Raw genomic sequence first — 17,204 nt, forward strand, 5'->3', positions numbered from 1 at the left:
GGAGGTCCGCGCTGGAAGGAGTTGCGAATGAGACGGGTCGTAGTCACAGGTCTCGGCATCGTGTCGTCGATAGGCAATAATGCCAACGAGGTGCAGACCTCGCTGCACGATGCCAGATCCGGCATCAGCTTCTCCGACTCTTTCGCCGAGCATGGCTTCCGTTGCCGGGTGTGGGGTGCGCCGACACTGGATCCGTCGGGCATGATCGACCGTCGCGCCATGCGCTTCCTGTCGCAGGGTGCTGCCTGGAACCACGTCGCAATGGACCAGGCGATCGCAGATGCCGGCCTCGACGAGACCGACATCACCAACGAGCGCACCGGCATCGTGATGGGCTCCGGCGGACCGTCGACCCGTGCAATCGTCGAGGCGGCCGAGACCACGATCAAAAACGGCAGCCCCAAGCGGATCGGCCCGTTCGCGGTGCCAAAAGCGATGTCGTCGACCGCGTCGGCGACGCTTGCCACCTGGTTCAAGATCCACGGCGTCAACTATTCCATCTCATCGGCCTGCTCGACGTCAGCGCATTGCATCGGCAATGGCTACGAGCTGATCCAGTGGGGCAAGCAGGACATCGTGTTCGCCGGCGGCCATGAGGATCTCGACTGGACGATGTCGGATCTCTTCGATGCCATGGGCGCCATGTCGTCCAAGTTCAACGACAGGGCATCGGTCGCCTCCCGCGCCTACGACGTCGATCGCGACGGATTCGTCATTGCCGGCGGCGCCGGCGTGCTGATTCTTGAAGAGCTCGAGCACGCAAAAGCGCGCGGCGCCAAGATCTATGCCGAGATCGTCGGCTATGGCGCCACATCGGACGGCTACGATATGGTGGCGCCATCGGGCGAAGGCGCGGCACGCTGCATGCGACAGGCAATGGCGACCGTCACTTCACCAGTCGACTACATCAATACGCACGGCACCTCGACGCCGGTCGGCGACTCCAAGGAAATGGGCGCCATCCGCGAGGTGTTCGGCGACAACATGCCTTTCATCACATCGACGAAATCGCTGACCGGCCATTCGCTAGGTGCGGCCGGCGTGCAGGAATCGATCTACTCGATCCTGATGATGCAAGGCGGCTTCATCGGCGAGAGCGCCCACATCGAGAACCTCGATCCGGAATTCGAAGGCATGCCGATCGTGCGCAAGCGCATCGACAACGCAAGGATCGACACTGTTTTGTCCAATTCGTTCGGTTTCGGTGGCACCAACGCTACGCTGATTTTCCAGCGCTATTCCGCATAAGGATTTGCCGACCATGGACGGATTGATGAACGGCAAGCGCGGGCTTGTCATGGGTGTCGCCAACGATCATTCCATTGCCTGGGGTATCGCCCGCAAACTGTCCGAACATGGCGCGGAACTCGCCTTCACCTATCAGGGCGACGCCTTCGGACGCCGGGTCAAGCCGCTCGCCGAGAAGCTGGGCGCATCGCTGGTGGTGCCTTGCGACGTCGAGGACAGCGCGTCGGTCGCCGCCACCTTCGAGACCTTGGGCAAGGCGTGGGGCGGGCTGGACTTCATCGTTCACGCCATCGGCTTTTCCGACAAGAACGAGCTGAAAGGCCTCTACGCCGACACCAGCCGCGACAATTTCATCCGCACCATGGTGATCTCCTGCTATTCCTTCACCGAGGTTGCCCGCCACGCCGCCACGTTGATGAAGGACGGCGGCTCGATGATCACGCTGACTTATGCGGGTTCGGTTCGCGTCATGCCGAACTACAACGTCATGGGTGTTGCCAAGGCCGGGCTGGAGGCCAGCGTCCGCTATCTAGCCAACGACTACGGCCCGCGCGGCATCAGGGTGAACGGCATATCGGCGGGACCGGTACGGACGCTTGCGGGCGCCGGGATTTCCGACGCACGCCACATGTTCTCCTACCAGCAGCGCAATTCGCCGCTACGCCGTACGGTGACGATCGACGAAGTCGGCGGCTCCGCGCTCTATTTGCTGTCCGACCTGTCCTCCGGCGTCACCGGCGAAATCCACTATGTCGATTCCGGCTATCACATCGTGTCCATGCCGACGCTTGACGAGTTGAAGCAGACTGACGCCGGACGGGAATAGCGCGAGTGACGTGTCGCCGGCTTGCGCCGCAGCGTTTCAGCGTCGCGCCGAGAAGACCTTAAACATGCCGTCACGGGCGAGCTCCGCATGGGTGGAGAAGGCGGCCGCCAGCACCGGTTCGTAGGGAAGCTGACGGTTTGCCACCATGAACAACCGGCCGCCCGGCTTCAGCGCTTTGCCTGCCGCGCGGATCATACCGGCACCGATTTCCGGCTCAGTCGCCCGGCTGCGGTGAAAGGGCGGGTTCATGACGACCACATCGTAGCGGCGCTCCACCGGTTCGCTCAAAAGATCTGTCCAGAAGAAACGTGGCTCCACGCCTGTGTTGCCGACATTGGTTTTGGCGGCCTCCAGCGCCTCGAAATCCGCTTCGTAAAGGTCAAGTGCCGATATGCCGGGTGAGCGGGCGGCGACCTCGGCAGCGACATAGCCCCAACCTGCACAGAAATCCGCAACACTGCCACGCAGATCGTTGGGCAGATTTTCGACCAGCAGCTTCGATCCCGCATCGATCTTGTCGAAGGAAAACATGCCTGGGGCCGTGCGGAAGTGGTCCTCGACCACCAAGTCCGGATTGGCGGCGCGAAGCGTTGCCGCGGCAACGGTATCGGTCGGCCGGCGAAACCAGAAGGCAATGCCGTGATGTTTCGGCAGGTGGCCTTCGAGCCGCACAAGGGCGCCGACATGCTTGCGCAGGCTGGCGACGCCATCGTCCTTGCCGCCGGCGACGACGATCAACCCGCCTGGTACCACGCGTTTGACCGCTTCGGCGACGCGCAACTCGTTTTGGCCGCGATGGCGGCCGGCGAGCACAAATGCCGCGTCGAAAGCCTCGCCTTCGACCTGCGGCGTGACAGTGAAGCCGGAGGCCTGCAAGGCACGAAAATGCGGCCTGAAGCCTTGGACGAGATGAAGCTTGGCATCAAAGCCTGCGGGTAAGCGAAAGCCGGGCTCGGCACCGAGAAAGAGAATGCATTCATCCTTTCGTGGCAGGGACACAGCCCCTGCCTCGAATGGGTGGAAAAGCGTTTTCAGCGGCTCGGCGGACATTCACCACTCTTGAACTGCAAGGCTGTTGTTGAATGCAAACGGGCGCGACCTTCCGGCGCGCCCGCTTCGATTGCATAGTTAGATCAGCTTAGGCGGCGTTTTCTTCGCCTTCGCTCTTTTTGTCGCGAGCGATTTCCTTCCCGGTGGCCTGGTCGACGACCTTCATCGACAGGCGGACCTTGCCGCGCTCGTCGAAGCCCATCAGCTTGACCCAGACCTTGTCGCCTTCCTTGACGACATCGGAGGTCTTGGCGACACGATCATTGGCGAGCTGCGAGATGTGGACGAGACCGTCACGCGGGCCGAAGAAGTTGACGAATGCGCCGAAGTCGGCGGTCTTGACGACCGTGCCTTCGTAGATCTCCCCGACTTCCGGCTCAGCGACGATGGTGTGTATCCACTTCTTCGCCGCCTCGATCTCCTTGGCGTTGGCCGAAGCGATCTTGACCGTGCCGTCATCCTCAATGTTGATCTTGGCACCGGTCTTTTCGACGATTTCGCGGATGACCTTGCCGCCCGAGCCGATCACATCGCGGATCTTGTCGGTCGGAATGTGCATGACCTCGATGCGCGGTGCGAACTCGCCGAGTTCGGCACGCGCGCCGGACAGCGCGTGGGCCATTTCGCCGAGAATGTGCTGACGGCCCTCCTTGGCCTGGTCAAGCGCGATCTTCATGATCTCCTCGGTGATGCCCTCGATCTTGATGTCCATCTGCAGCGAGGTGATGCCGTAGGCGGTGCCGGCAACCTTGAAGTCCATGTCGCCGAGGTGGTCCTCGTCGCCAAGAATGTCGGAGAGCACGGCGAAGCGCTCGCCTTCCTTGATCAGGCCCATTGCAATACCGGCGACCGGCTTGGCCAGTGGCACGCCGGCATCCATCAGCGCCAGCGAGGTGCCGCAGACGGTAGCCATCGATGACGAACCGTTGGACTCGGTGATCTCCGAAACGACGCGCAACGTATAGGGGAACTGGTCGGCGGTCGGCAGCATCGGCCGGATGGCGCGCCAGGCGAGCTTGCCATGACCGATTTCGCGGCGGCCCGGCGAACCCATGCGGCCGGTTTCACCGACCGAATAGGGAGGGAAGTTGTAGTGCAGGAGGAACTTCTCCTTGTACATGCCGGTCAGCGAATCGACATACTGCTCGTCCTCGCCGGTGCCGAGCGTGGCGACGACCAGCGCCTGGGTCTCGCCACGGGTGAACAGCGCCGAGCCGTGCGTGCGCGGCAGGACGCCGACTTCCGAGACGATCTTGCGGACCGTCTTCAGGTCGCGGCCGTCGATGCGCGAGCCGGTGTCGAGGATGTTCCAGCGCACGACCTTGGCCTGGAGCTCCTTGAACACGGTGCCGATCTGTTCGGACGTGTATTTGGCCTCTTCGCCTTCTGCCGGCGCGAACGCGGCCTTGACCTTCGCCTTGACGGCGTCGACGGCGGCATAGCGCTTCTGCTTGTCGGTGATCTTGTAGGCGTCGCGAAGCTCGCCTTCGACGATCTTGAGCATCTCGGCTTCAAGTGTGGAATAGTCCGGCGCGGTGAAGTCGCGCGGGTCCTTGGCCGCGACTTCAGCCAGCTTGATGATCGCGTCGATCACCGGCTGGAAGCCCCTGTGGCCGAACATGACGGCGCCCAGCATAAGGTCCTCGCCGAGTTCCTTGGCTTCGGACTCGACCATCAGCACGGCGTCGGCGGTGCCGGCGACGACCAGGTCGAGCTTCGATTCCTGCATCTCGTCGACGTGCGGGTTGAGCACGTATTCGCCGTTGATGTAGCCGACGCGGGCGCCGCCGACCGGGCCCATGAACGGCACGCCGGACAAGGTCAGGGCGGCGGAGGTGGCGACGATCGACAGGATGTCCGGATCATTTTCGAGATCGTGCTGGACGACGGTGACGACGATCTGCGTGTCGTTCTTGTAGCCTTCGGCGAAGAGCGGGCGGATCGGGCGGTCGATCAGGCGGGAAACCAGCGTTTCCTTCTCGCTCGGACGGCCTTCCCGCTTGAAATAGCCACCCGGGATCTTGCCTGCGGCGTAAGTCTTTTCCTGGTAGTTGACCGTCAGCGGGAAGAAATCGAGGCCGGGTTTCGGCTCCTTCATCGAGACGACGGTGGCGAGAACCTTGGTTTCGCCGTAGGTGGCCAGCACCGCGCCATCAGCCTGACGCGCGATCTTGCCGGTTTCGAGAATGAGCGGGCGGCCGCCCCATTCGATTTCCACTTTGTGGTAATTGAACATGTCTTGTCCTTCGTATGCGGAAAGGGCCGCGCCGTTTCAGCGTGCGCGGATGCCCCTTTCCCTTGGCTTCCTTTCTCGGGCAGCCACGGGCAAGACAACGGGAGGCTCGGCTTATTCGGCGCGGTGCCGCACGAGCGTCCTGCAATCCTGCCCCATGACCGTCCATGGGCGGTTTCGAGTGGCCCTCTGCTGTTTCGAAACCGGGTTGGCCAATCGATCCGACTGGCCTTGCGCGTGAACCCGAAAACCAGGTTTTCGGAAAATATCCTGCGCAAATCTAAACCTCAGAGCGTCCTTTGCGCGTCCAAATCGGTGCGCGGCGCTCTGCTTTCTTCATTGGAGCCTTGGATGATCCGATGCTCCAATGCGCGACCGGCGGGCTCTCGAAAGAACCCGCCGGTCAATTCGTCAACGGCGCAGACCGAGCTTCTCGATCAGCGTCTGATAGCGCGCGTCGTCCTTGCGCTTGAGATAATCAAGCAGGCTGCGGCGCTGGGAAACGAGAGCGAGCAGACCACGGCGGGAATGGTTATCCTTCTTGTGGTCCTTGAAATGATCGGTCAGGTTCTTGATGCGCTCGGAAAGGATGGCCACCTGGACTTCCGGAGACCCGGTATCGCCCTTGGCGGTTGCGAATTCGCCCATCAATTCCTTCTTGCGTTCGGCAGTAATCGACATCGTGTTTTTCCTTGTCTGTTTGAGGAAACGGGACGCCCTCAGCCGGGATGTCGTCCAGCAGGGGCCGGTGCAAGCAACGCGTCAAAGCGCGAGGCTGCGGCGCATATAGTGCAATTCCGACAAAAAGGCCAGCCTAATTCACAAGCCGGCTTTTTGCTGCGTAAACGGGCACTTCCGCCTAGTCAGAGCCATTTCTTCCATTTGAAGTACGCAAAGAGCCCGACCGCAACAAGCGCCATGAAGGCGAGCGACAGCGGATAGCCGTAATAGGCTTTCAGCTCCGGCATGTTCCAGGGCGAGGTGTCGGGGTCGAAATTCATGCCCCATACGCCGACGAGAAAGGTAAGCGGCATGAAGATCACCGAGACGATCGTCAGATAGCTGATGACGTCGTTGGTGCGCGCCTGGCTGAGCGACAAGTGCATCTCGATCAGGCCGGTCAGCATGTCGCGCTGGGTTTCGACCAGTTCGATTAATCGCAGCGAATGATCGAGCGTGTCGTTCAGGAATATCTTGGTTTCGGCCTTCACATAAGAGACGTCGTTGCGGATCATGGTCGCCAGCGCATCGCGCATCGGCCAAAGCACGCCCTTCAGCACATTGGCATCGCGCCGTAATTCGTGAAGCTGCCGCATCTGATGCTTGTGCGCCTGGTTCAGCATCTGGTCCTCAATGCTGTCGACCAATTCGCCGGCAGCCTCGATCGGCGGGAAATAGCTGTCGACGATAGCGTCGATCAAAGCATAGGCGAGATAGTCGGCGCCGCGCGAGCGCAAGCGGTTGGGCACCGAGCTTGCGATCCGCTTGCGCACGGGATCGAACGGGTCGCCTTCGCGCTCCTGGAAGGTGACGACGAAGGTCTTGCCGAAGAAGACGGCGATCTGTTCGTAACGGTGCGCGGTGACGTCGTCGATCATCCTGACGACGACAAAGGCGTGGTCCTCGAAGAAATCCACCTTCGGCCGCTGACCGGTGTTGACGACATCTTCCAGCGCCAGCGGATGCAGGTTGAAGATCCGGCCGATCTCCTCGATCAGCTGGATGTTGGCGAGGCCTGTGCAATCGAGCCAGATAACCGGCCAATTGTGGCAATGGGTGTTGACGTCGTCGATGCTGGCATTGTCGATGGTCTTGAACTTTTCGGGCGAGATCAACGTCAGCCTGAGCTCCGAGCGGCGCGCCGCCGGGTCGGCGATCAGCGTGCCCGGCGAAGCCCCGACCGGCGGCCTCCGTGTTTTGAGCGCCGCTCGTTTGTTGACAGTGTCAGCCTTTGCCATGTGCCCCCCTCGAGTGCAGCGTCGAACGGCACTACAGCGCAGCGCATCCTTTCGGACGGCAAACGACGCCGTAGGCCTGTTGATTTAGCGCATGATCCTTTCCCAAAATAGAATCCGGTTTGGAGATCATGCGCCGGGCGACAGCTGTTACCCGACAAAGACCCGCTTTGGCTTGAAAATGCCTTGCTCGATGGCGCCGATGGCGACCAGCTTGCCGCGCGCGGTGGCGCAGGCCTCCTCCGCTTCTACCGGCGCGTCACGGCCGCGAATGATGACCGGATTGCCGAGGCGGATTTTGGTTGCCGCATCGTCGCTGATCGCAACCTGCGGCAAGCATTCGAGCGCCGCGGCGGTGTCGACCAGAAGTGCATCGATGGTACCGAAGTCGATCGGCGCGTCTGCTGCTTGCGGCTCGCCCTGCTCGCCGAAGCGGGCGGCCTCCAACTCGGCCAAGGTGACGAAATCTTCCTGCGTGAACGGCTCGACCTCGACCCGCCGCAGCTCGGCGATGTGACCAAAACAGCCAAGGTCGCGGCCCATGTCGCGCGCCAGCGAGCGGACATAGGTGCCCTTGCCGCATTCGACCTCGAACATGGTGCGATCTGCCATGTGCTCGACCAGGTCGAGCCGGCCGATCTCAACCTCGCGTGGCGGAATGTCGATTGTCTCGCCATCGCGGGCAAGGTCGTAGGCGCGCTCGCCGGCGATCTTGATCGCCGAAAATTGCGGCGGCGTCTGCATGATGACGCCGGTATATTTCGAAAGCAGCGCCCGTACGTCGGCTTCCGCCGGACGGCGGTCCGAGCTTTTGGTCGCCGGGCCTTCGAGGTCGTCGGTCGAACGCTCCTCGCCCCAGGCAACCGTGAAGCGGTAGACCTTGGCGCCGTCCTGGACGTATGGCACGGTCTTGGTCGCTTCGCCGAGCGCGATCGGCAGCATGCCGGACGCCAGCGGGTCGAGTGTGCCGGCATGGCCGGCCTTTTCCGCCTGGAACAGCCATTTGATCTTGGCGACGGCTTCAGTCGAGCCCATGCCGACCGGCTTGTCCAGTACCAGCCAGCCCGAGATCGGCCGGCCCTTCTTCTTGCCGCGACGCGCCACTATTCGCTGTCCTTCCGGTCGTCTTTGTCTTTGTCGTCGGCGCTGAGATCGCGCGCCACTTCGGGCGAGTGCAGCAATTCGTTGATCTTCTGGAAATTGTCGTAGCTGGTGTCGAGCCGGAAGCGGAATTCCGGCATGTACTTCATCTGCCGCAGCGCACCGGAGACACGGCCGCGGACGAACTTCGCATGCTTGTTGAGCGCTTCGACCACCACGCCGGCATCCTTGGCGCCAAGCGGCGAGACGAAGGCGGTGGCGATCTTGAGATCGGGCGACATGCGCACTTCCGAGACCGACACCACGGCATTCTCGATCAACGGATCGAGGATCTCGCCACGTTGCAAGGTTTCCGACAGAGCATGGCGCACCTGCTCGCCGACGCGCAGCATGCGCTGGGATGGGCCTGATGTGATTGAACGGGGCATTTTTCTCTATCCTGAAATCGTGGGGTGCGGGATAGGACCGCACCACCATGTCTCATATGGTTTGGGCGGCGGTCTTTCGACCACCGCCCGGTCTCGATGGATGCCCGAACTCGAACGTTCGAGCTCAGAGCGTCCTGGTCACCATCTCGACGCGGAAGCACTCGATGACGTCGCCGACACGCATGTCCTCGTAGTTCTGGAAGGCCATGCCGCATTCCTGGCCGCCCGGAACTTCCGAAACCTCGTCCTTGAAGCGCTTCAGGGTCTTCAGCGTGCCTTCGTGGATGACGACGTTGTCGCGGATCAGGCGCACGCCCGCACCACGCTCGACCTTGCCTTCGGTGACACGGCAGCCGGCGATCTTGCCGACCTTGGTGATGTCGAATATCTCGAGGATCTCGGCATTGCCGATGAAGGTCTCGCGACGCTCCGGCGAGAGCAGGCCGGAGAGCGCCGCTTTCACATCATCGACCAGATTGTAGATGATCGAATAGTAGCGGATCTCGATGCCTGCCGCAGCCGCGGCTGCGCGGGCCTGCGCATTGGCGCGAACGTTGAAGCCGATGATCGCAGCCCCCGAAGTTTCCGCCAGCGACACGTCGCTTTCGGTAATGCCGCCAGCCCCCGCATGGACGATGCGGGCGCGCACCTCGTCGGTGCCGAGATTGTCGAGCGCCGCGTTGATCGCCTCGATCGAGCCCTGCACGTCGCCCTTGATGACCAGCGGGAATTCCTTCAATCCGCTGGTCTGCAACTGCGACATCATCTGTTCAAGCGAGCCGCGCTGGCCAGCATGCCTGGCCACCGCCTTCTCACGCGCCAGACGCTGGCGATATTCGGTGATCTCGCGGGCGCGGGCCTCGTTGTTGACCACGGCGAAGCGGTCGCCGGCCTGCGGCGTGCCTTGCAGGCCGAGCACCTCCACCGGCATTGCCGGCGGCGCTTCCTTGACCTGCTCGCCGCGATCATTGACGAGCGCGCGTACCCGGCCCCATTCGTTGCCGGCGACGAGAATGTCGCCCGGCATCAACGTGCCGGTCTGCACCAGCACGGTAGCGACTGGGCCGCGGCCCTTGTCGAGCTGGGCTTCGATGACCACGCCTTCGGCGGTGCGGTCCGGATTGGCCTTCAGGTCGAGGATTTCGGCCTGCAGCAGGATCGCTTCGAGCAACTTGTCGAGATTGATGCCCTTGGTCGCCGACACCTCGACATCCAGCACCTCACCGCCCATCGATTCGACGAACACCTCGTGGCGCAGCAGTTCCGAACGCACCTTCTGCGGGTCGGCGTCATGCTTGTCGATCTTGTTGATCGCCACAATGATCGGAACGCCGGCCGCCTTGGCGTGATTGATCGATTCGATCGTCTGCGGCATGACGCTGTCGTCGGCTGCCACCACCAGGATGGCGATATCGGTCGCCTGGGCACCGCGGGCACGCATCGCCGTGAAGGCGGCGTGGCCGGGCGTGTCGATGAAGGTAATCTTGTGACCGTTCTTCTCGACCTGATAGGCGCCGATATGCTGGGTAATGCCGCCGGCCTCGCCGGAGACGACGTTGGCATTGCGGATGGCATCGAGCAACGAGGTCTTGCCGTGATCGACATGGCCCATGATCGTTACCACCGGCGGACGCGGCTGCAGGTCCTCGGGGCGATCGGCGATGTTGAACAAGCCCTCTTCGATGTCGGACTCGGCGACGCGGCGGACCGTGTGGCCAAATTCGGTGGCGACCAGTTCGGCCGTGTCGGCGTCGATCACGTCACCAGGCTTCAGGATCTGGCCCTGCTTCATGAAGAACTTGACCACGTCGACGGCGCGCTCGGACATGCGCTGCGCCAGCTCCTGGATAGTAATGGTTTCGGGCAGGATCACTTCACGCATGACTTTCTCGCGCGGCTCGTTATGCAACGCGCGCTTGAATTTCTCCTGACGACGGCGCATCGACGAGAGCGAGCGGGCGCGCGCATCCTCGTCGGAAAGAGCCGAATTCAGCGTCAGCTTGCCGCGGCGGCGGTCTTCCTCGCCCTTGGTCGGCTTGGCAGGACGTGCCACTTCGGGCGTGACGAGACGGCGCACCGGTGCACCGGCACCGGTCCGCTTCGGCTTGACCTCTTCCTCGTCATCGACCGTCGCCAGTTCGGCGGCGAGCGGCGCACGGCGGCGCGCCTCTTCCTCGGCACGGCGGCGGGATTCAGCCTCGGCTTGCAGCCGTGCCTCTTCCTCGGCCTGACGGCGAGCCGATTCCTCGCGCTCGCGGCGGCGGCGCTCTTCGTCCTCGCTGCGGCGCTTGGCTTCCTCGATGGCGCGCTGGCGATCCTCGACGTCGCGAACCTTCGAGCCCTCGAGAGCCCGGCGGCGTGCTTCCATTTCCTGGCGCGACAACTCGTTCAGCACCATGCCGCCGCGCTCGACCGACGGCATAGGCGGCGGCGCCTTGGGAGCTTCCTGCACGGCAGGCGCTGCCGCGACCGGCTTCGGCGTGAAAACGGACACAGGCGCTGCCGCCGGCTCCGGCTTGTCGCCAGGCAGCGAGAACTTGCGCTTCTTGGTCTCGACGACCACGGACTTGGTGCGGCCGTGCGAGAAGTTCTGGCGCACCGTGCCCTGCTCCATACCGGGGCGCTTCAGCGTCAAGGTCTTCTTCGGCGTAACACTCAGCGTCTTGTCGTCGCCCGATTTCGTATCGCTCATTCCATATCCTCTGCGGCATCATCTTCGTCAGCAACGGCCGCAAGCATTGCCAGATCGTCCGGGGAACCGCCCCGATATCGGTCGAGCGCAACCATGCGCTTCTGGACCGCCCTGCCCGCGTCTCCCGCGAGAACGGCAGCATGTATCACATTTGTACCCCCCAATGCCAAGCTCAACTCGGCCTCGGAGAAAAGTTTGTAAGCGCGGATCGCAGGCCCGCCGAGGTGGACGGTTGCCCGTCGCGCCTGGCTTATCTTGCGGACGCCATCGTCGGAAGCCTCGGTCGCGTGGAGCACGAAAAGTGCAAGTCCGCCGCGCACGGCACTCTCGACCTTGGTCGCTCCAAGCGCTATGGCGCCCGCCTTGCGGGCCAAGCCAAGCATGCCCAGAGCGGACCTGGAAAGCAGCGCGTCGACCATACCGCCAAGATCGGCTGGCACGCTCACCTGCGCCTTAAAAGCACGGGCAAACAGGTTTTTCGCCGCTGCCTTGTCTATATGTAGGCGGTCGGCCGTCACCCAGCAACCGCGGCCGGGCAGGTTTCTCTTGATGTCCGGAACGACGGCCGAATCCGGGCCGACGACGAAACGGATCAGTTCATCCGGTTCGGCTTGCCTGCGGGTGACGATGCAGGTGCGATCGTTCATCTCGTCCAAGGGCGGGTTCGGTGCGATGCGGTTTCACCTCACGCACCGACGGTTTCGTCAGCCGGCGCGCCCTCGGCGGCAAGCTCGTCTTCGGTGATCCAGCCAGCCTTCAGGCGAGCCGCCAGGACCATCTGCTCGGCATCGGCGCGTGATACGCCATGGTTGGCGAGCACACCCGGGAATACCTTCGTCTCGCCGTCCTTGCGTTCTTTCCAACCGGTCAGGTCGTCGGCGGCGTAGCCGGCGAAATCCTCGATCGTCTTCACGCCGTCCTCGCCGAGCGTCACCATCATGGCGGTGGTGATGCCGGGAATCTCGCGCAATTCATCCTTGACGCCGAGGGCCTTGCGCTTCTCGTCGTGCTCGGCTTCGATCTTCTCCAGATATTCGCGGGCGCGGGTCTGGATTTCCGAAGCAGTGTCCTCGTCGAAGCCGTCGATCGACGCGATTTCGCCGGAATCGACATACGCGACTTCCTCGACGCTGGTGAAGCCTTCGGAAGCGAGCACCTGGCCGACCATCTCGTCGACGTCGAGGGCTTCCATGAACAGCGACGATCGTTCGACGAATTCCTTCTGGCGGCGTTCGCTTTCTTCCTGCTCGGTCAGGATGTCGATATCCCAGCCGGTGAGCTGCGAGGCAAGACGGACGTTCTGGCCGCGACGGCCAATGGCCAGCGACAGCTGATCATCGGGAACGACGACCTCGATGCGCTCGGCATCCTCGTCGAGCACGACCTTGGCGACTTCCGCCGGCTGCAACGCATTGACAATGAAGGACGCCGCCGAAGGCGACCACGGAATGATGTCGATCTTCTCGCCCTGCAATTCACCGACGACCGCCTGGACGCGGCTGCCGCGCATACCGACGCAGGCACCGACCGGATCGATGGAGCTGTCGCGCGAGATGACAGCGATCTTGGCGCGCGAACCCGGATCGCGGGCGACCGACTTGATCTCGATGATGCCGTCGTAGATTTCCGGCACCTCCATGGTGAACAGCTTCGCCATGAACTGCGGATGGGTGCGCGACAGGAAGATCTGCGGGCCGCGCTGTTCGCGGCGCACGTCATAGACATAGGCGCGGACGCGATCGCCATACTTGTAGTTTTCGCGCGGAATCAGCTCGTCGCGGCGGATGATCGCCTCGCCGCGGCCGAGATCGACGATGACGTTGCCGTATTCGACGCGCTTGACGGTGCCGTTGACGATCTCGCCGATACGGTCCTTGTATTCGTCATATTGCCGGTCGCGCTCGGCCTCGCGCACCTTCTGCACGATCACCTGCTTGGCCGACTGGGCGGCGATACGGCCGAAATCCATCGGCGGCAGCTGTTCGGCGATGAAATCGCCGAGCTGGGCGTCCGGATTTCGCTCGCGCGCCGAGGAAATGGCAATCTGGGTCGCGTAGTCGTCGACCTTCTCGACCACTTCCATCAGCCGCTGCAGCTTCATCTCGCCGGTATTCGGATTGATATCCGCCCGGATATTGGTTTCCTGGCCGTAGCGCGAGCGCGCGGCCTTCTGGATCGCATCGGCCATGGCGGCGATGACGATCGACTTGTCGATCGACTTTTCACGCGCGACCGCATCGGCGATCTGCAGCAGTTCAAGCCTGTTGGCGCTTACAACCATCTTGTTTCTCCCGAGCTTGTCGCCGACCTTACCGCCGGCAGCCCAATCACATTTCCTGTTCGGTTTCGTCTTCCGCACCCGCTGGTGCGTCTTCGGGTTCGCCGCGGCGTTTCCTGGCTTCCTTGCGCGCCCGGTTGTCCTTCGACAGTGCATCGCGGATAAGATCGTCGGTCAGAACCAGCCGCGCTTCGGCAATCGCATCGTAGGGAACACGCACCGTCGGCTCCTCGCCGTAAGCGGCCTTGTCGCGCTCGATCACCACACCGTCCGCGTCGCTTTCGGCGATCTTGCCCTTGAAGCGCTTGCGGTCGGCGACGAGGACAGACGTCTCCATCTTCACCAGATGGCCGGCCCAGGCTGCAAAGTCCGATTTGCGGACCAGCGGCCGGTCGATGCCCGGCGACGACACTTCGAGATGATAAGCCTTCTCGATCGGATCATCGACATCGAGCGCCGGCGACACCGCCCGGCTGACCTCTTCACAATCCTCGACCGTCATGGTGCCGTCCTCGCGCTCGGCCATGATCTGCAGCGTCAGCCCGTTCTGGCCCGACAGGTGCACACGTACCAAGCGGAAGCCAATGGCGCGCAGTACCGGCTGAACGATCAGCGCGATGCGCGCATCGATGCCGCTTTCGCGGATGATGCGGTCGTCGCCTTCGCTCGCCGTCACTGTCATTCGGTCCTGTCGCTCGATCCCTGTTGGTCGGCAGGTAATAAAAAAGAGCGGGACCGGGTGGACCCACTCTTCGTCATACCGACCAAGAATTTGAAGCTGATATAGACGATCATGGTCCTCGTTTCAAGCCCGTCCTGCATGACGGCAAGGCACCGAGTCCGCAGCGCTGCGCCAAATGCATGGCGCCCATGCAGTTATCCCCCTTTGAGCACCGGCCACGCACGACTATCTATGTTGCATTGCACAATTGGAGCGCTCACTGCGCTCGAAAGGGTACGATCATGAACAATCGTGGATTTTTTTCAGCCATAGGCGATGTCTTTAGCGTGTTCGGCAGCGCCGTAGCAGCGTCGCGGGCTGTGGAAAACGGTCGCAAGCCGCGTGCGCATGATCTGCGCAATCTCGGCATGGAGCCGGCGGCCTTCGACAAGATCCGTCGCTTCTGAGCCAAGTGAGCGCCGAGAGCCTTCGGCCGCTCGCCTTGTGCTCAGCTCTAATTTCCCGCTTATTTTCGCACGAAGGTCAGATAGGCGGGCCGTCGGCCTTCGCGAATGGCCTTGGCCTCATAGCGTGTCCCCGGCCAGCCATCATAGGGCCGATGCCAGTCGGCTGCTTCGCTCGCCTGCCACGTGAAGGCGCCGTGCGCCCGGCAATGCAGGAGCGTCCAGTTCACATAGCTGTCGATGTCGGACGCAAAGTGGAACTTTCCGCCGTGCTTCAGGACGCGCGCGAAGCGGTCGAGATTGACCGGGCTGACGAAGCGCCGCTTCCAGTGCTTCTTCTTCGGCCACGGATCCGGATAGAGGAGGTCAATGCCGTCAAGCGAAGCCTGCGGCAGCCAGTCCAGCAGGCGCGTGGCGTCGTCATCATAGACGCGCAGATTGGCAAGCGGCCGCTCCCGGACCGCCATCATCATCTTGGCCATGCCGTTGACGAAAGGTTCGACGCCGATAAAGCCGGTCGCCTGGCTGGCCGTAGCACGGTGCAGAAGATGTTCGCCGCCGCCAAAACCGATTTCGAGCTGGACAGCGGAAACTCCGGCTTCGAAAAGGCTGCGCAGATCGGCCGGTGGTCCAACCGTCAGATCGAGCTTGTAGGCGGCAAAGCCGCTCTCCAGCGCCGCTGCCTGCTGTGGTCGAATGGTCTTGCCGCGCCGGCGACCGAAAAAGGCCTCGGTCGCACGGCTTGGCCGGTCCTTCGGGTCCATAGGCGCCGCGGTTAGGCGGCGACTGCTTCGGCGACCGGTTCGGCGAGAGCGTCCTTGAGCGCCTTGGCGAGATCGGTCTTCTCCCAGGAGAAGGATCCGTCGCGGCCGGCCTTGCGGCCAAAATGGCCGTAGGACGACGTCTTGGCATAGATGGGCTTGTTGAGATCGAGGTGGCGGCGGATGCCGGACGGCGACAGGTCCATCACGGTGCGCAGTGCACGCTCGAGCTTTGCCTCGTCGACCTTGCCGGTGCCGTGGAGGTCGACGTAGATCGACAGCGGCTGGGCGACACCGATCGCATAGGAAAGCTGGATAGTGCAGCGATCGGCGAGCTTCGCGGCAACCACGTTCTTGGCGAGATAGCGCGCCGCATAGGCGGCCGAGCGGTCGACCTTGGTGGTGTCCTTGCCGGAGAAAGCGCCGCCGCCATGGGGCGCAGCCCCACCGTAGGTGTCGACGATGATCTTGCGGCCGGTCAGGCCGGCGTCGCCGTCGGGCCCGCCGATGACGAACTTGCCGGTCGGGTTGATGTACCAGTTGCAATTGTCGGCGATCTTCAGGTCGCCCAGTGCTTCGCGAATATAGGGCTCGACGACGTTGCGCACCTTCTTCGAATCCCATGTCTCATCGAGATGCTGGGTCGACAGCACGATCTGCGTCACTTCCGCCGCTTTGCCGTCGACATAGCGGACGGTGACCTGGCTCTTGGCATCCGGCCCGAGCCTGCCTGCATCACCGCTGCCTTCATGGCGCGCAGCGGCCAGCAGTTCGAGGATCTTGTGGCTGTAATAGATCGGCGCAGGCATCAGGTCCGGGGTTTCGCGGCAGGCATAGCCAAACATGATGCCCTGGTCGCCGGCTCCCTCCTCACCTTGCCGGTCGGAGGCGTTGTCCACGCCTTGGCCGATATCCGGCGACTGGCCGTGCAGCAGGACCTCGATCTTGGCCGTCTTCCAGTGGAAGCCGGCCTGCTCGTAGCCGATTTCGCGGATTGCCTTGCGGGCGACCGACTTGAACTTGGCCGGGTTGACAATCGGATGGCCGGCCGCATCCTTCAGGACATTGCCCTCCTTGTCCTTCTTGAGCAGCGTCTCGGGGACGCGCACCTCGCCGGCGATGACAACGCGATTGGTTGTCGCAAGCGTCTCGCAGGCAACGCGGACCTTCCACGGGTCCATGCCGGTCTTTCTGGCTTCGCGATAGACGAGATCGACAATCTCGTCGGAGATGCGGTCGCAGACCTTGTCGGGATGGCCCTCGGCAACGGATTCCGAGGTGAAGAAGTAATTGTGCCGCGTCACGGGTGTCCCCTCTTGAAAAAATATCGGCAGGCCGCCGATTTTGGCGCGCCAGTTGTTAACGGTGCCGGGCGCCGCTCGTCAAGCCATGCAGCCGTTCTGGCATGAATTTTGACGTTATTTATCTCTGCATCCCGAGACGGCGGCAGGGCGCACTGCGATCAGCCCTTGCGCCAACAGACTGAGGGAAAACGACGTCGAGGAAG

Annotated in this window: 15 protein-coding genes; 3 read left to right on the plus strand and 12 right to left on the minus strand. The window is 62.7% G+C overall.

Translation table 11 applies throughout. The annotated features are described in order from the left end of the window. The first annotated feature begins 27 nt into the window (after positions 1 to 27). Complete coding sequence (fabB, locus tag NKJ17_RS02635; RefSeq protein ID WP_352686801.1) at positions 28 to 1,248, plus strand: beta-ketoacyl-ACP synthase I; 1,221 nt, start codon at positions 28 to 30, stop codon at positions 1,246 to 1,248. Positions 1,249 to 1,261: 13 nt separating this feature from the next. Further along, complete coding sequence (gene fabI, locus NKJ17_RS02640) at positions 1,262 to 2,074, plus strand: enoyl-ACP reductase FabI (protein ID WP_352475969.1); 813 nt, start codon at positions 1,262 to 1,264, stop codon at positions 2,072 to 2,074. 36 nt (positions 2,075 to 2,110) lie between these two features. Here the strand turns inward: fabI and NKJ17_RS02645 are convergent, their stop codons facing one another. The 10 genes from NKJ17_RS02645 to rimP form a co-directional block, all read right to left on the minus strand. Next, positions 2,111 to 3,124: a class I SAM-dependent methyltransferase gene (locus NKJ17_RS02645; RefSeq protein ID WP_352686806.1), complete on the minus strand. Its 1,014-nt coding sequence runs from the start codon at positions 3,122 to 3,124 to the stop codon at positions 2,111 to 2,113. An 88-nt stretch (positions 3,125 to 3,212) separates the two neighbouring features. Beyond that, on the minus strand, positions 3,213 to 5,360 hold the full coding sequence (pnp, locus tag NKJ17_RS02650) for a polyribonucleotide nucleotidyltransferase (protein ID WP_352686808.1): 2,148 nt from the start codon (positions 5,358 to 5,360) through the stop codon (positions 3,213 to 3,215). Positions 5,361 to 5,768: 408 nt separating this feature from the next. Then, positions 5,769 to 6,080 carry a 30S ribosomal protein S15 gene (gene rpsO / locus NKJ17_RS02655; protein WP_280940423.1) on the minus strand — a complete coding sequence of 104 codons (312 nt, stop codon included), beginning with the start codon at positions 6,078 to 6,080 and terminating at the stop codon, positions 5,769 to 5,771. A gap of 140 nt (positions 6,081 to 6,220) precedes the next feature. Then, on the minus strand, positions 6,221 to 7,315 hold the full coding sequence (gene corA, locus NKJ17_RS02660; RefSeq protein WP_352686811.1) for a magnesium/cobalt transporter CorA: 1,095 nt from the start codon (positions 7,313 to 7,315) through the stop codon (positions 6,221 to 6,223). A gap of 147 nt (positions 7,316 to 7,462) precedes the next feature. Beyond that, complete coding sequence (truB, locus tag NKJ17_RS02665; RefSeq protein ID WP_352686814.1) at positions 7,463 to 8,416, minus strand: tRNA pseudouridine(55) synthase TruB; 954 nt, start codon at positions 8,414 to 8,416, stop codon at positions 7,463 to 7,465. After that, positions 8,416 to 8,841: a 30S ribosome-binding factor RbfA gene (gene rbfA, locus NKJ17_RS02670; RefSeq protein WP_352470068.1), complete on the minus strand. Its 426-nt coding sequence runs from the start codon at positions 8,839 to 8,841 to the stop codon at positions 8,416 to 8,418. Before rbfA ends, truB begins: the two co-directional genes overlap by 1 nt. A 124-nt stretch (positions 8,842 to 8,965) precedes the next feature. After that, complete coding sequence (infB, locus tag NKJ17_RS02675) at positions 8,966 to 11,533, minus strand: translation initiation factor IF-2 (RefSeq protein WP_352686817.1); 2,568 nt, start codon at positions 11,531 to 11,533, stop codon at positions 8,966 to 8,968. Next, positions 11,530 to 12,180 carry an RNA-binding protein gene (locus NKJ17_RS02680; RefSeq protein WP_352644408.1) on the minus strand — a complete coding sequence of 217 codons (651 nt, stop codon included), beginning with the start codon at positions 12,178 to 12,180 and terminating at the stop codon, positions 11,530 to 11,532. The genes infB and NKJ17_RS02680 overlap by 4 nt, the downstream gene beginning before the upstream one ends. Before the next feature lie 38 nt (positions 12,181 to 12,218). After that, the gene (gene nusA, locus NKJ17_RS02685) at positions 12,219 to 13,814 is read right to left on the minus strand and encodes a transcription termination factor NusA (RefSeq protein WP_352686820.1); all 1,596 of its coding nucleotides are present in this window, start codon (positions 13,812 to 13,814) and stop codon (positions 12,219 to 12,221) included. A gap of 46 nt (positions 13,815 to 13,860) precedes the next feature. Next, complete coding sequence (gene rimP / locus NKJ17_RS02690; RefSeq protein WP_254816265.1) at positions 13,861 to 14,493, minus strand: ribosome maturation factor RimP; 633 nt, start codon at positions 14,491 to 14,493, stop codon at positions 13,861 to 13,863. A 281-nt stretch (positions 14,494 to 14,774) separates the two neighbouring features. Here rimP and NKJ17_RS02695 point away from each other — a divergent pair, with 281 nt between their 5' ends. Then, positions 14,775 to 14,939 (plus strand): hypothetical protein, encoded by a 165-nt coding sequence (locus NKJ17_RS02695; RefSeq protein ID WP_254816264.1) that lies wholly within the window; start codon positions 14,775 to 14,777, stop codon positions 14,937 to 14,939. Positions 14,940 to 14,998: 59 nt separating this feature from the next. Here NKJ17_RS02695 and trmB read toward each other — a convergent pair whose 3' ends face one another. Then, on the minus strand, positions 14,999 to 15,700 hold the full coding sequence (gene trmB / locus NKJ17_RS02700; RefSeq protein ID WP_352686823.1) for a tRNA (guanine(46)-N(7))-methyltransferase TrmB: 702 nt from the start codon (positions 15,698 to 15,700) through the stop codon (positions 14,999 to 15,001). An 11-nt stretch (positions 15,701 to 15,711) separates the two neighbouring features. After that, complete coding sequence (gene metK / locus NKJ17_RS02705; protein ID WP_023719567.1) at positions 15,712 to 17,001, minus strand: methionine adenosyltransferase; 1,290 nt, start codon at positions 16,999 to 17,001, stop codon at positions 15,712 to 15,714. Positions 17,002 to 17,204: the final 203 nt, after the last annotated feature.

Source organism: Mesorhizobium sp. M0208 (genome assembly GCF_040322015.1).
GTDB lineage: Bacteria > Pseudomonadota > Alphaproteobacteria > Rhizobiales > Rhizobiaceae > Mesorhizobium.